We start from the raw sequence: 15,249 nt of genomic DNA on the forward strand, positions 1-15,249 counted from the left end.
GTCGCTGAGTTTAAAGCCCACCATTGAGTATTTTGATGGGCTTAACGACCTCCTATTTAATTTTATTCCATTCAATTTTCAGCATATCTTGTACTGAATGTTGGAGATCGTCTATGAATTCATGAACCATCGTTACATTTCCTTGTAGAAGGAAAGTTCTCTCACTATTAAACATTAGATATTCTTCAATATTATTTAACCTTTCAATAATTAAACTTTCAATTTTGGTTCTGTCAGGCCCATGCATCAATATTATTCTTGTTTTCTGTTGGATAATAGATGATCGTAAATCTTTTAAATCTCTAAACTCAGTCTTATATTTTCTAAACCCATTTTTTGCATTCGCCACATTTTCAACAAAATATTGATATTCTGATGATGCTTGTATCAGTAACTTATCACGTACAGAATTGGTAAGCTTTTGTCTATTTGTGACAGGTTCCGTTTTATATTCTTCTTTACGGATTTGCTTTACTTCTGCGTTTTTCTCTAAAAGGAATCTATCTCTAGCTCTTTCAGCCCTCTTCAAAATGTCCCAACTAGAAAACAAGCTAGATTCAACAGTATGAAAATCGATTAATGTAATCACAGTCTTTATATAAACGCTTATATAATCCCTAAAAGTATTAATCCATGCTTGTCTAAACTCTGCCATTTTGAGTAAGTGATTTGCTTTATTCTGTTCTGTAGCCACTTCCAATTGAGTTAACATCTGAGAATTACTGAGTTTTGTTTCTTCTTGTAAATTGAGTTCAAGCCCCTTTAGTTGCACCTCAGTTTCTTTAGCTAGAGTTCTTTTCAATATAAGGAATGTAACAGTTATAGAACCTATTGCGATCAACAGCGCTGATGCAAAGTTCATCCAAATACCATACTCATCAGGTTCAAGACTTAATGACAAATCAACTTCTTGTGCTGTCATATCTTTAGCTTTTTCAAAAGCATTTAAAATTTGCTTATTCTGCACCGTCTTTACTCTTAAAGATTCATTCACAGCTTTGATTAGGTCTCTACTTTGATTCACCACTTCTTTATTGCTGTCGAGCGAGCTTGTAATCCGATTGTTTAATATTTTAAGAGTATTGTTTGTTTCACTTATTTCTATTTTTAGTTGTTTGATTTCTTGTGGGTATTCTTGCTCTATCGTTGATGCCAATAAATTAAATGACACAAGAAATAAAACTAATATTCGTAACATTGGAGGTACTCTTCAATTTAAGACATCGCCACTATAACAGTCTAAACCCTTGTTATAAATGATCTTATTAAATTTAAAAGACTCTATATTATCAACTTGTCTTATCAATCGAGCATCTAATCAAGGCTGTGTAGCTGACACTTTAAACAAGGGCTGCTCAGTGATATCATTAACTTATACTGATTTATCTATATATTTCATATAGCTATAGATTATCACCTTAATAGAAGTACTTATTTTTGTTCACTTTAGAATATATCAAATCAATAAAACTGGCTTGTAACATATCGCTGGTTATGAGTAGTAAATTTAACTAATCAGGCAGAGGTTTCATTTTGGGTAGCTATGCAGAGATAAAGATCAATGGCAATGAACTAATTGATTGGAAGAATACTTATGATGAATGGTATTTTACTAAAGCAGATAGAGTGCGTCATATAGCCAACAAAGAAGATAAGTACGACCCAGAAAACATCATTGGTTATCGCACTAATGTAGCGACTCTTCGTCGAAGATTACAACTAACTGGCAATGATCTCAAGTCAGTCGAGTGTGACTTCAACGATACTAGATCAATTTGGATTCAGAACATGAAAGACATGCTTCTCTTATATCAAGAGGACAAGGAGAGTAAATACGATCAATTTCGTTCTGAGATGGTTGATAGAATAACCTCTCAATTAGAAATAGTTAAAAACACAAGTTTTCATGACTGGAAAAAGGCTGTACCTATAGCACTAAAAATGAGTGATAACTACACTGAACAAGCAATAATGAATCGAGATGTCTATATTCCAGATGAACCTTTGCTTTCGTTGATGCTATCTCCACTTGCAGGTGTATACGATCACAGCTTAGGTTTCATGGGTTCTACGTTCCCATGCACCTATGTTGAGTCGTATGCCATTATATTGTTTGATATGTGTAATGATGACGACCTTTGCGAATTAAATATTTCTGACCTCGTGCATGGCGGATGGGTAGATGATTTTGAAGATATAGCTCAGACTCAAGCTGGTATAACTGTCTTTCATGAGCACTTCAAACAGTCTCTAGACGAATTGTCAACACTGAACAATTCAAGTGAAAATAAAACTCTTCAGAGGATGATTTTCGCAACAGCAATAAGCACAGTTGAAGCATATTTATCCGATACTATGAAAAAACAAGTGCTGAACCGTCATGCAATCAAACGACGATTTGTTAAACATTTTAAATCATTCAATAAAAACGTAAAAGAGTCGGGTGTATTTGAATTTCTCGACACACTAGATGAAAGGCTGAATGAAGAAATTGATAAGATATCATTTCACAACTTAGACACGGTAACAGGACTTTACAAGAACGTACTTCTATGTGAATTTCCCAAAGATAAAATCTCGAAATTAGATACTGCCATCAATATACGTCATGACATTGTTCACCGTAACGGTAAGAAGACTGATGGCTCTTTGATAATGGTATCTCAGCAAGATGTGGTCAACCTCATAGAGCTAGTGCAATACATAATCAAGGAAATTGATTATCAGATTATAGATGGGCTTTTAGATAACGTAGAATAAGCATCCGCATTATTGGTTGTAGTATTAAACAAAAAATACTTTGGAAAAACTACAACCTTACTTAAACAATTTAAGCTATAAAAATACTTAAAACCAGCAATCTTCGGCAGATACATAAACTCCGTCACCTAGATAAACCCCAGGTCCGTCATCTGACATAGTTACCGGTATACCTGAGTTTGTACTCGCATTACCTAAAAATACATCACTTAACGTTGCTTGTAGTCCGCTTTCAGTAACAGCTCCTTTAATGATGATAGTTTCAGGTGTAATAACAATTTCAGTGCCTTTCATACGACGCCAAGAACTATTCTCACCATCAGCACGTATGCACTTGTAACCAATATGAATCACTTCCCCATGGTTATCATCCGTCTCGACAACAACCATTTGATCCAACTTAGGGTTAGGACAAGCTAGCGCCATTCGTCGTTTCCAACCGTTCAAATCACCACTTTTAAGACCCGAAGGTGCAGCTTCCCATTTCACATCAGCCATAATATATACCTAATTCAAATTAGTTCATTAAATACGACAACCCTAATCCAAATTGAGTATATGTCAACGCTATGATTTGATTAATATACTTCGCTAGCCACATCCGGCAATATCAATAATTTTGTTTATAAGAATGAATCGGTTTTGATCGTACAAAGTAAGAAGGTAAGAAGGTAAGAAGGTAAATAGAGTGGCTGAAGGAGTATGCATGTAAAGGGGAACCTTCTAGAATTCGCCCCCTATACATAGAATAGCTCTAGTGAATGGTTCATACTCACTACCTATTTCAAATTGAAATCGCTTATATAATCAAAGTTTAAAACCTCGATGATTTCTTTCAGTAAAGTAACATTTATATCTTTACCATACCTTGCATAAGTAATTGATTGATTCTTATGTCCTAAAATACCCATCGCATTACTTTCCAATACTGAGTTTTGTTTAAAGGTATTCGCGACTGTATGCCTAAAAGAATGGAACACTGGTTTTTTGATACCTAAAGCATTCTTGTAGTACAAAAACCACTTCGATGCATTAGTGCCCAAACCATCCCTTGGTACTTCACCTTTTTTATTCAACAAACCGTCAAAAAGCCACCCTTCTTTTTGATTATTAACAAAATCAAGCAATCCCAATTTAATAAGATGAGAATGAACAGGTATATAGCGCATTGAATTTGGATTCTTTAATTTTTGATCCTGAGCTGCATCAGTTATATGGAAACACTTAATAGAATCTATTGTTTTAATGTCCTCTACTCTTAACTGTGCAATCTCAGTTAGTCTTGCTCCTGTATATAATCCTATCAACGGTAACCAGTATTGGTAACTATGTTTGTAATCTTGGTACTTCCAAACATTAGAACTAAATAAGCGAACCAAATCACCTTTACTCCAAATAGCTCTTTCATCCGAGTCCTTGCCTGTCTTTTTAGGTAAAGGTAATTGATGGAAATAATTTTTATTAATCAAATCAGCTTTAATACACCATGAAAAAAATGCTGAACATTTATTCAATGTGGTTTTTACTGTTGTTAGACTTTGGGGGGTGTCACCAAAAGAGGCTATTTGATGAAGTGTTAGTCCATGATATTTACTTAACTTTGAACGATTAGCAGGAAGCTTCAAGAGTAAGTTTCTGAAATTTTCAGCATCATGTAAGTTAATAGACTGAATATCTTTCTTATCACCAAACATTTGATTCAACAATGATAGTGAAGACTTTAAAGCAGAATATGTTTTACTTTCTATTTTAGGACCATTCAGCTTTGAGTTGAGAAACTGATCCACTGCTTTACCTAAACTAATACCTTCTATTGCTACTTCGCGTAAAGGCGGTAATAACTGCGATTCTATTATGGCTTTGCAAGGATCATCTGACTTGTTTGAATGCTTAAGTTTAGTTTCTACGCTGGTAGAATGAATACTCTTTTTAATCAGGTTAATTAAATTTGCAGAGCGCTCAACTATAGAGTTACTTCTAAGCTTTTTATGCAGGTCACATATTACATACTGTAAAGCACTCACAATTGAAATAGCATTGTTTAGCTTTTTAGTTTTCAGAGAGAAATATAGTTCTTTTTGGTCAAAGTATTGAATTAAATCTGAGGGGATACGCTGTCTGAAGTAATAGGTGTGATTACGTTGAGTAATATTTGATAAGGTAATGTTCATATTCAACTTATGATTATTTGCGTGCAAAATGAGTGCAAAAGATAATCACAAACTTAACAAAACTTAATTAATACATTAGTATCAATAAGTTAGTAGAAATGGTGGAGCCAAACGGGATCGAACCGATGACCTCGACACTGCCAGTGTCGCGCTCTCCCAACTGAGCTATGGCCCCATTTCCGCAGTAGCGTTTCTTGCTACTGCGGTGGATAATATGCATCTGTCGGTTAACTGTCAATATCTAGAACCTAAAAATCAACATTAAACGACAGGAAGTATATTATTCACACACCCTTAGGCGTTTTCACGTGCAGTAATGAATGCTAACGCTTTATCGATACCAGCAAGGCTACGTTCTTTGCCGATAAGCTTTAACGTTACATCTAATGACGGTGATTGACCGGCACCAGTGATAGCAACACGTAATGGCATACCGACTTTACCCATACCAACTTCAAGTTCAGCAGCAGTCTCGTTAATTGCAGCGTGTAATACTTCAGCATCGCTCCAATCTGCAATCGCAGCCAGTTTTTCTTGCACTTTCAGTAGAGCTTCTTTTGCTACTGGACGTAGGTGTTTCTTCGCCGCAGTTGCATCAAATTCAGCATAATCTTCAAAGAAATAACGGCTAGCAGCAGCAAGATCTTTCAGTGTCTTAGCACGTTCAGCAAGTACTTTAACGATCTCAGCTAGCGCTGGTCCATTAGTTGTATCAATGCCTTGCTCCTTCATGTGCCACTCAAGGTGAGTTGCAACATATTCAGGTGCTAACGTTTTAATGTAATGTTGGTTTACCCATTGTAGCTTTTCAGTATTAAACGCTGACGCCGCTTTGTTAACATCATCTAAGCTAAATAGTTTGATCATCTCGTCTACGCTGAAGATCTCTTGATCACCATGTGACCAACCTAGACGCACTAGGTAGTTTAGTAGAGCTTCAGGTAAGTAACCGTCATCACGGTATTGCATAACGCCAACAGCGCCATGACGCTTAGACAGTTTAGCGCCATCATCACCTAAAATCATTGCAACGTGTGCATACTCAGGGATTGGTGCGCCAAGTGCTTTTAAGATGTTAATTTGACGAGGCGTATTGTTTAGGTGATCTTCGCCACGAACAACATTAGTAATGCCCATATCCCAGTCATCAACCACAACACAGAAGTTGTATGTTGGTGAACCGTCAGTACGACGGATGATCAGGTCATCAAGTTCTTTGTTAGCAAATTCAACTTTACCGCGGATCTTGTCATCAACGATAACAGTACCTTCTTTCGGATTACGGAAACGTACAACGTAATCAGCACCTGTATCTTCAATGTCACCATGGCTACATTTACCATCGTAACGCGGGTTTTCTTTAGCAGCCATTTGCTTTTCACGTAATTCGTCAAGACGCGCACGTGAACAGTAACATTTGTATGCTTTGTCTTCAGAAAGTAGTTGATCAACTAATTCGTTGTAACGATCGAAACGTTGCGTTTGGAAGTAAGGACCTTCATCCCAATCCAGACCTGCCCATTTCATGCCTTCTAAGATCGCGTCAACCGCTTCTTGAGTAGAGCGTTCTACATCAGTATCTTCGATACGTAATACAAATTTACCACCTTGGCTTTTTGCATGTAACCAAGAATAAAGCGCTGTACGTGCGCCGCCTACGTGCAAGTAGCCAGTTGGGCTAGGTGCAAAACGAGTCTTAACAGTCATAAGTCTCACAATACCTTTTACATTTTATTTGATTCGCTTAACCACTACAGGTTAAGCACATGATGCTGCGCATTTTACCACTAAAGATAAAACTAACAATACGCGAACTAAAATTAACTCACGATGCGATGCTATTAACTAACTATGTGCAATCAAGAGCGCCAGTAAATCATCTTCAGTCAGAATATCGATACCTAACTCTTGCGCTTTAGTGAGCTTAGAGCCTGCAGCAGGACCTGCCACTAACGCCGTGGTATTCTTCGACACACTGCCCGCCACTTTTGCGCCTAAGTCTTGTAACCGTGTTTTCGCATCCGCACGAGAGATATTCACTAACGTGCCGGTGATAACATAAATAGTGCCTAACAACGGCTGTTGGCTTGCTTCTTTAACGGCAACATCGTCCCAGCTCATGCCCGCTTCAATTAGCTGGTCAATCACGTCAAGGTTATGCGCTTCACGGAAAAAGTAGTAAATGTGCTTAGCAACAATATCACCGACATCTGAGATTAGAATTAAACGCTCTACAGAGGCTTGTTTAATTGCATCTAAGGTTAACAAGTCATTGGCTAAGTTAGCCGCTGTCGCCTCGCCTACTTCACGAATACCCAGTGAATATAAGAATTTGGCTAGCGTGGTATGTTTCGCTGCTTTTAACGCTTCGAGTAAGTTGGTGGCCTTCTTTGGCCCCATACGGTCTAGCAGAGTTAACTTACCAAACGTTACGCTAAATAGGTCGGCAGGCGTTTTAATTAAATCCGCATCAACCAATTGCTCAACAAGCTTGTCACCCAAACCATCAACATTGAGTGCTTTACGAGATGCAAAGTGTTTAATCGCTTCTTTACGCTGTGCACCACAATACAGACCGGCGGTACAACGCACTGTTGCTTCACCTTCGATACGCTCTACTTCTGAATCACACACCGGGCACGTTGTCGGGAATACGATATCTTGGGCATCATCCGGGCGGCGCTCTAACATAACGCGAGCGACTTGCGGGATCACGTCACCTGCACGGCGAATGATCACCTGATCTTTAATTTTAATGCCTAAACGGGCAATTTCATCGGAATTATGCAATGTGGCATTACTTACTGTCACACCACCAACAAACACCGGTTCTAGACGGGCGACGGGCGTAATTGCGCCAGTACGACCGACTTGGAATTCAACATCGAGTAATGTGGTGATCTCTTCTTGGGCAGGAAACTTATGTGACGTGGCCCAGCGTGGTGCTCGCGCCACAAAACCCAAGGTTTTCTGTAGGGCTAAATCATCGACTTTATACACCACACCATCAATGTCATACGACAATGAATCACGACGTTCACCAATCTGCTCATAGAAGTCTAAGCAACCTTGGTAACCCATAGCAACCGTAACATCCGCGCAAACAGGTAAACCCCATTGTTTGAGTTTCTGCAAGTTTTCAGCATGGGAATTTGATAAAGCCCCACCTTCTACGACACCTAATGAATAGGCATTAAATGCTAACGGGCGGCTTGCAGCAATCTTAGGGTCAAGCTGACGTAAACTACCTGCAGCGGCATTACGCGGGTTAACAAAGGTCTTCTCACCTTTCTTTTTAGCATTCACATTTAACCGCTCAAAGCCCGCTTTCGGCATGAACACTTCACCACGTACTTCTAAGCGCTCAGGGAAGTCATCGCCACGTAAACGTAGTGGAATTGATTTAATGGTTTTTACATTTTCAGAAATATCTTCGCCTATCTGACCATCGCCACGGGTTGCAGCGCGCACAAAAACGCCATTTTCATACAGAATGCTCACGGCAAGACCATCTAGCTTTGGCTCACAGCTAAACTTGATCTCAGCTTTAGTCAATAAGCGATCTTGTAGACGCTTTTCAAATGCCAATAGCTCTTCTGCAGAGAACACATTATCCAATGATAACATCGGCATTTCGTGCTTAATCTGGCTAAATCCAGTTAAAGCTTCACCACCCACTTTTTGGGTTGGTGATGTGGCTAATGCAAGTTCAGGAAATTCGGTTTCGAGCTGTTTCAGTTCACGTAACAAACGGTCATATTCCGCATCCGGTACGGTCGGGTTATCTAACACGTAATATTGGTGATTATACTCTTCAAGTTGCAGTGTTAAGGTTTGAATCTGTTTTACTTGTTCTGTCATCTTTACTTCCAAAGATAAAAATTCCGAAGATCAAAAAAAGCCCCACCGAAGTGAGGCATTTATCTGGATACTGTGTTTTATGGAGACTGTATTTACCCAGTACTTTTTATTTACCGAGTACCCGTTACAGTAATAACCTAGTAAGATTTTTTGGCTAATGCTTTACTTTCTAATTGGCGAATGAACGCCTTTTCTTGCTTGATAGCATTTTCTGTTAATGGGTTGCGTGATGCATCCATTAATAAACCATCAACACCTTCTGCAATGCGCTCTGCCGCGCTTAACATCAGGCTATAATTGTGTGATGCTTGACCTGCGCATGGGAACATCATGAATAATGAGACACCTGGAGATTCAAACTGCTCCATAGTATCAAGATCAAATACGCCGGGTTTAACCATATTCGCAAGACTAAAGATAACGGCGCCTTTACCCGCGGCATCAACATGGCGGTGAAAAATATCCATGGCCCCATATTTGAAACCAAATGCAGACAATTCTTGTAACAATTCAGCTCCCGCAATATTGCAGCCTTCACGCGCCATAATATTGATCACAAATACAGCTTCATCAGCGACTTCATCGTCACATTCAACAACCGTCTCGCTATGTGGTATAGACTCGAGTTCAATGTCCACCGCAGTGGCCGCTTGAGCACTAACGACATCATAGCTTAAATCGTCTTGAACAGCATCATCAGCTGCTATAACTGGAGGCTCGATATCGGTGGCAGAAAAAGAGTCCGTTACTACTGTCACGCTTTGTGCTGCAACTGGTTCGGCTTGCATATCAGTACTGTTTATAGCAGAGCTTTTTATAGCTCCACTGTTTATAACAGAAAACTGCGGCTCAATTTTTTCAACCGTGACTGGTGCTGGTTCAGTGGTTTTAACGTTCATGGTCGGTTCTACTGACTTAGTCACAACGCGTCTTTCACCTATGCCATCAAGGTCAAAGCCCTGCTTGTCTTTAACTTGGAGATCAACTCTACCCAAGGGTTTATCTTTTAATGGTTTTATTTGATTCTTTTTATTTGACCAAAGTCCATGGGCAATTAAAGCAGCAATTGCAATAAACCCTAGAATGATGAGAACAAGTCGCAAATCTTGCATAACAGCCTATCTCTTAATGTTAATTGTCTGTAAGTTCTACCGCAGCCGAAATATCGACCGCGACGATTCGAGAGACCCCTGGTTCATGCATGGTCACTCCTATTAATTGCTGAGCCATTTCCATGGCTAACTTATTATGACTGATATAAATAAATTGTACTGTTTCTGACATCTCCTGAACCAGTTTACAAAAACGCCCCACATTTAATTCATCGAGTGGCGCATCAACTTCATCTAACATACAAAATGGCGCAGGATTTAACCTAAAGATCGCAAATACTAACGACAAGGCCGTCAGTGCTTTTTCACCACCTGAAAGTAACGAAATACGCGCATTTTTCTTGCCGGGCGGTCGCGCCATAATCGTTACACCCGTGTCTAATAAATTGCTCGATGTCAGCTCTAACCAAGCCGCACCACCACCAAACACTTTAGGGAATAACGTTTTAAAATCACTGTTAATTTTTTCAAACGTGGTCGCAAAACGTGCCCTAGTTTGTTTATCTATTTTAACAATCGCGGCTTCTAACGTCTCAATGGCTTTTTCTAAGTCATCGGTTTGTTCGTCTAAATATTGCTTACGCTGCGATTGTTGTTCAAATTCTTCGACAGCAGCAAGGTTCACTGCGCCTATCTTCTGTAATTGCGTTTCAAACTGTTTAAGCTGTTGCTGGTATTCTTTTAGCGTTAATATGTTAACACACTCACGTTTTAATGTGTCTACATCAACATGGTCATCCGCAATTTGTTGATATAGTAGCTGTTCTTTCGCTTTGTTGTTAGCCTGTTTTAAATCTAACTGTTGGACTTTGTCTTTCACTTTTAAGTTACTTATCATTATCCTAGCACGTTTTTCTTCACAATTACGCTTACCATTAACCAGTTTCACACGTATTGCTTTCTTCACATTATTGTCATTTTCGATAGCAATTTGTTTCTCAGCGGCAATCGCACACGCCATTTCTAACTGCTGCAAGTTTTCAGCATATAACGAGCTGTTACCTAATGCAGCAATATCTTGCAAAATAGTTTGATATTGAGCGTCTGTTTTGGCGATGAGTTGCTGCTGCTTCTCTATTTCAACCGTGAACTTGGTTTTAACCAAAAGTAATTGTTGAACTTGTTTCTCGAGCACTTGCTGTTCTTGTAAAAACTTCGCTTTATCGGCTTTGGCAGCTTCCGATTTTTGAATCAAGCTATCATCATTGGCTAGCTGTGCAATCGCAGCCTGTGTCGACACTATTTGTTCATTAAAGCGCTGAACCTCTTCTGCTTCAAGCGCTAATAAGTTATTCAGTGTTAATAAACGCGTGTTTAACTGATCATGCGTAAGTTGCCATTGGGCTTGCTGTTGCTGCAATAACCCCAGTTCAACCGTTATTTGCTGCACTTCGCTTTGCTTGTCATCCAAGTTGTTTTGCATCAGTTCAATTTGATACTGGTATTCACCCTGAGTCACCCTAAGCGCAGTCAATTGATTGTGCTGTTTGTCCAGCAAAGTTTCAATTGCTAATAAACGCCCCTGCAGCTGTGACGCTTGTAGTTGCATTTCAATTCGCCCCTGCGGTAATGACACGTTAGCTTTGCCGTGTTGTGATAACCAGCCACCTTCATCGGTAAACCAATCGCCATGCGCAGTGATATAACTGTATTCACTGTCGCTTTCGACGCCCGCTTTGGCGTCATTGGTGCTGGCGACACAAGTCACTTGATTGAGCTGACGGTTAAATAAATTATTTTTTACCTTATCGGCTAACGAACCTGCACGTGCCACACATTGACTGGGTTTGAACCACTGCAATGCCGGCAGTTCATTTAAGTCAAACTGGGCAAGTTGTTCGTCACTAATACAATAAGCATCCAGCCAGTTGGCAAGCACCTTCTCTACGGCGGCTTCCCAACCGGGTTCTACATCTAATTGCTGTAATAACTTTAACGGAATCGACTCGAAATTGCATTCTAACCACACATGGGCGTGATCAGCATGCTCTGCTTTGTGTAATAACTCGGTGATCACACTCAGCGAGGCTTTTATTTCAGTTTGTTCTGCGACGCCGCTACTGATGTTTGCTTCGAGTTCGGATACCTGCTTATTGATACCTTGATAGCCATTATTTAGTCCGGCTAATTCATGGGCAAGCTGCGTGTTTTGAGACTGTAACTGTTGCTGCAACGCTGTTTTATCAATAATGACTGCTTGTTTGCTGTGCTGAGTAAGTTGCAGCTGCTCTTCTACTAACTCACTACGTTGCTGCTTACTTTTATTCAGTACTGATTCTGCGCTTTTTACGGCATTACTTAGTACATCGAGTTTACTGCTAAAACGCTGTACTTTTTCAAGGTATACCGCATGTTGTGCAATGGCTTGGTCACTGTTCACTGTTGCCGATGCTAATGATTGTTCAATCACTAATAACGCTGCAGACAGTCGGTTATGATCCGACTCCGCCGCTTGCGCTTGCTGCTGATGTGTGTGTAACTGGGCTTGTTCTTCTTGCAGTAAGAGCTGTAACTTTTCACTTTGCTGTTGATATTCTTGCAGTTTACCTGCCGATTCTTGCTTACGCGCTTGATGATGCAGTATCTGTTGCTCGATCTTAGTCAGCTCTGTACCTTGTAAATAAAACGCCTGTTGCTGATTTTCGATCAATACCGTTAGTTCATTTAACTGTACGTCAAAGTCGGTGATCTGTGTTTGCAGTTTAGTGGCCGTAGCAGCTAACTTCTCTTGTTCATTCATCAGCACTAACTTTTGCTGGGCAAGCTGATTAATCGAACGTTCTACATCGTATATCTGCACTAAACCAAGCCGACTTTTGGCTTCGCGTTGCTGTTGCTTTAACCCTCGAAATTGTTGCGCGACCGCAGATTGCACTTTTAACTTATCAATCTGCACGCCTAACTCAATGCGAATATCAGCAAGACGGTTTAAGTTATCTTTGGTTTGATTGATGCGCTGTTCTGTTTCGCGACGTTTTTCTTTATATTTAGAAATACCGGCCGCTTCTTCGATAAAATGACGTAATTCATGCGGTTTAGATTCGATTAAGCGTGAGATCATGCCCTGTTCGATGATCGCATAACTACGCGGTCCTAAACCTGTACCTAAAAACAGTTCCGTGACATCTTTACGGCGACATTTTTTGCCATTGAGATAATATTGATTAGTACCATCACGGTATAACTCGCGACGAATAGACACTTCATTATATTGCAATAAAGCATGGTCAATACGTTGTTGGGCATTATCAAATAACAACTCAACACTGGCTCTTGAGACAGGCGAACGCCCCACTGAACCGTTAAAAATAACGTCAGACATCGAATCACCACGCAAGTGCTTAGCCGAGCTTTCGCCCAGCACCCAACGCACTGCATCAATAATATTCGATTTACCACAGCCATTAGGGCCAACAACCGCAGTCATATCATGGGGGAAATGCAGTTCTGTCGTATCAACAAACGACTTAAAGCCTGATATTTTTATCTTTTTAAGGTACATAGCAAACAACGCATATAGAATAACCAGAAAACTTTAGCAGATGTGTCTGCAATATTAAAGATTCGTCGGGGTAGAATATAAAAGCTGCTGCTTTTTACTGCACTTTTAATGTTCTTTTAATGCAATGATACTCGACCCATAACAACCGCATGATAAGATGTTCCACATAAACCACTCACAAGGCGCCATAGAATATGCTTTCAGTAAAACCATCGTTATCGGGGGTTCATTATTTCTTACAAGGTTTCGACTTGATCCGTCAGCCTAAGTTAAGACCTTTTGTATTAATCCCATTATTAGTGAATCTCATGTTGTTTTCGGTTAGTTTTTACTTCTTGTTTCAACAAATCGACGTGTGGCTAGTACAATTAGAAGCAAGCTTAGACTGGTTGAGTTGGTTAGTTTATATCATAAAACCCCTTGCCTTTATTCTCATCTTACTGGTGTTTGGATTCTTTTTTGGTGCCATTGCCAATATTATCGCAGCCCCGTTTAATGGCTTATTAGCAGAACAAACCGAATTACTGTTAAGCAATAAACCGTTACCGGAAAGCAGCATCAAAGATATCTTGTTAGATATTCCGCGTGTACTGACGCGAGAACTGAAAAAAATCAAATACTACATCCCGCGTGCGATAGGGTTACTGCTGTTATTTTTCATTCCGGTGGTCGGACAAACAGTTGCTCCCGTGCTGTGGTTCATCTTTACGGCGTGGATGCTGGCTATTCAATATGCCGATTATACCTTTGATAATAATAAAGTTGGCTTTGACGAAATGCGCAGTGAATTGTCTTCAAACCGCATGCAATCATTAAGTTTTGGCTCTATGGTAGCTTTATGCCAATCAATTCCGGTGGTTAACTTTATGATCATGCCTGTTGCAGTATGTGGCGCGACGGCAATGTGGGTTGATAATAACGGCAAGTAGGTTTTTTGTTATATATATACAATGCAATGATTTTTTTCTAAAACGTTAACTAGATTACAGTCAAGGTTATAAATAGCGACTATTATCACAATTTGAATAATGTATTACATTTTAGGTATTAAATGAAAACCTTTGACAGAATAGTTTACGGCAGCCTCGAGCTTTTTAATCAGCACGGTGTAAACAATATGACTACCAATCATCTAGCCGCCAATTTAGGTATTAGTCCGGGTAATCTTTATTATCATTTTCGCAATAAAGAAGACATTATCCGTTCTATTTTTGTTTTGTATGAAGAACATTTGAATGCCGGTTTCCACCCCTATCAAACGGGTAGGCTAAACGTCGATATGTTTATTGGTTACTTTGATACGATGTTTGAAACGGTGTGGAAATTCCGTTTTATGTATAGCAATCTGACCGCTATTCTTAATCGCGATCCGGAACTATCAACACGGTATCGGCACACTCAACGGGAAGCATTAGATCGTTCAAGTAAAATTTTGCACCAGCTGAAAGCAGATGGTGTGCTGGCGATTGACGCCGACCGAGTTACGCCTTTAGCCGACACGATGCGAATGATTGCTGGTTTTTGGATTGATTATAAACAAACACATTCGCGCAATGAGAGCGTAACGAAAGCATTTCTTTACGAAGGTTTACTACGCGTGCTCATGTTATTTAGAGCCCACTCAACCCCGGAATATTGCGCGATGTTTACCTGTTTAGAGCAGCATTACCAGCTATTGCTCAACCATTACGCAAAGCCTGATCCAACTTAGGTTCCTGCTATAGCTTAATGTTTCGGTTATCATGTTACATAGTCAAGCCACTCCCTTTTTGTTAAAGCCCCCGTTAATGCACTTTATTTACAGTGATTAACGGGGGCTTCATTTCACAATAGGGTAATCAGT

The 15,249-nt window shown here is 39.8% G+C and carries 10 protein-coding genes and 1 tRNA gene; 3 read left to right on the forward strand and 8 right to left on the reverse strand.

The window, feature by feature from the left end; genetic code table 11:
• Positions 1-52 precede the first annotated feature (52 nt).
• Positions 53-1,198, reverse strand: coding sequence for a hypothetical protein (locus HRT96_RS15205; RefSeq protein ID WP_293158466.1), 1,146 nt, complete (start codon positions 1,196-1,198; stop codon positions 53-55).
• 335 nt (positions 1,199-1,533) lie between these two features.
• Between HRT96_RS15205 and HRT96_RS15210 the strand changes: the two genes are divergently transcribed.
• A complete protein-coding gene (locus tag HRT96_RS15210; RefSeq protein WP_293158467.1) occupies positions 1,534-2,760 on the forward strand; it encodes a HEPN/Toprim-associated domain-containing protein in 1,227 nt (408 codons plus the stop codon).
• A gap of 87 nt (positions 2,761-2,847) precedes the next feature.
• On the opposite strand, the gene HRT96_RS15215 is transcribed toward HRT96_RS15210, so the two are convergent.
• The 7 genes from HRT96_RS15215 to smc all read right to left on the reverse strand — a co-directional run bounded on the left by HRT96_RS15215 (position 2,848) and on the right by smc (position 13,406).
• Positions 2,848-3,258, reverse strand: a complete 411-nt coding sequence (locus HRT96_RS15215) for a hypothetical protein (protein WP_293158469.1) — start codon at positions 3,256-3,258, stop codon at positions 2,848-2,850.
• Between the two features lie 281 nt (positions 3,259-3,539).
• Positions 3,540-4,931, reverse strand: a complete 1,392-nt coding sequence (locus HRT96_RS15220) for a site-specific integrase (RefSeq protein WP_293158471.1) — start codon at positions 4,929-4,931, stop codon at positions 3,540-3,542.
• Positions 4,932-5,030: 99 nt separating this feature from the next.
• Positions 5,031-5,106: transfer RNA gene (locus tag HRT96_RS15225), tRNA-Ala, on the reverse strand.
• Positions 5,107-5,225: 119 nt separating this feature from the next.
• The gene (gene gltX / locus HRT96_RS15230; protein ID WP_293158473.1) at positions 5,226-6,638 is read right to left on the reverse strand and encodes a glutamate--tRNA ligase; all 1,413 of its coding nucleotides are present in this window, start codon (positions 6,636-6,638) and stop codon (positions 5,226-5,228) included.
• Positions 6,639-6,776: 138 nt separating this feature from the next.
• The gene (gene ligA, locus HRT96_RS15235) at positions 6,777-8,792 is read right to left on the reverse strand and encodes an NAD-dependent DNA ligase LigA (protein ID WP_293158475.1); all 2,016 of its coding nucleotides are present in this window, start codon (positions 8,790-8,792) and stop codon (positions 6,777-6,779) included.
• 137 nt (positions 8,793-8,929) lie between these two features.
• On the reverse strand, positions 8,930-9,904 hold the full coding sequence (gene zipA / locus HRT96_RS15240) for a cell division protein ZipA (protein ID WP_293158477.1): 975 nt from the start codon (positions 9,902-9,904) through the stop codon (positions 8,930-8,932).
• Between the two features lie 19 nt (positions 9,905-9,923).
• Positions 9,924-13,406, reverse strand: a complete 3,483-nt coding sequence (gene smc, locus HRT96_RS15245) for a chromosome segregation protein SMC (RefSeq protein WP_293158479.1) — start codon at positions 13,404-13,406, stop codon at positions 9,924-9,926.
• A 194-nt stretch (positions 13,407-13,600) separates the two neighbouring features.
• On the opposite strand from smc, the gene cysZ reads away from it, so the two are divergent.
• The gene (cysZ, locus tag HRT96_RS15250; protein ID WP_293158481.1) at positions 13,601-14,335 is read left to right on the forward strand and encodes a sulfate transporter CysZ; all 735 of its coding nucleotides are present in this window, start codon (positions 13,601-13,603) and stop codon (positions 14,333-14,335) included.
• Positions 14,336-14,457: 122 nt separating this feature from the next.
• Positions 14,458-15,117, forward strand: coding sequence for a TetR/AcrR family transcriptional regulator (locus HRT96_RS15255; RefSeq protein ID WP_293158483.1), 660 nt, complete (start codon positions 14,458-14,460; stop codon positions 15,115-15,117).
• Positions 15,118-15,249 lie beyond the last annotated feature (132 nt).

Source organism: Moritella sp. (assembly GCF_013215705.1).
GTDB lineage: Bacteria > Pseudomonadota > Gammaproteobacteria > Enterobacterales > Moritellaceae > Moritella.

Excerpts from the sequence above, each read along its gene's own strand:
- HRT96_RS15205 (WP_293158466.1), bottom strand. The coding sequence starts at position 1,198 with ATGTTACGAATATTAGTTTTATTTCTTGTGTCATTTAATTTATTGGCA.
- HRT96_RS15215 (WP_293158469.1), bottom strand. The coding sequence starts at position 3,258 with ATGGCTGATGTGAAATGGGAAGCTGCACCTTCGGGTCTTAAAAGTGGT.
- HRT96_RS15220 (WP_293158471.1), bottom strand. The coding sequence starts at position 4,931 with ATGAACATTACCTTATCAAATATTACTCAACGTAATCACACCTATTAC.
- gltX (WP_293158473.1), bottom strand. The coding sequence starts at position 6,638 with ATGACTGTTAAGACTCGTTTTGCACCTAGCCCAACTGGCTACTTGCAC.
- ligA (WP_293158475.1), bottom strand. The coding sequence starts at position 8,792 with ATGACAGAACAAGTAAAACAGATTCAAACCTTAACACTGCAACTTGAA.
- zipA (WP_293158477.1), bottom strand. The coding sequence starts at position 9,904 with ATGCAAGATTTGCGACTTGTTCTCATCATTCTAGGGTTTATTGCAATT.
- smc (WP_293158479.1), bottom strand. The coding sequence starts at position 13,406 with ATGTACCTTAAAAAGATAAAAATATCAGGCTTTAAGTCGTTTGTTGAT.
- cysZ (WP_293158481.1), top strand. The coding sequence starts at position 13,601 with ATGCTTTCAGTAAAACCATCGTTATCGGGGGTTCATTATTTCTTACAA.
- HRT96_RS15255 (WP_293158483.1), top strand. The coding sequence starts at position 14,458 with ATGAAAACCTTTGACAGAATAGTTTACGGCAGCCTCGAGCTTTTTAAT.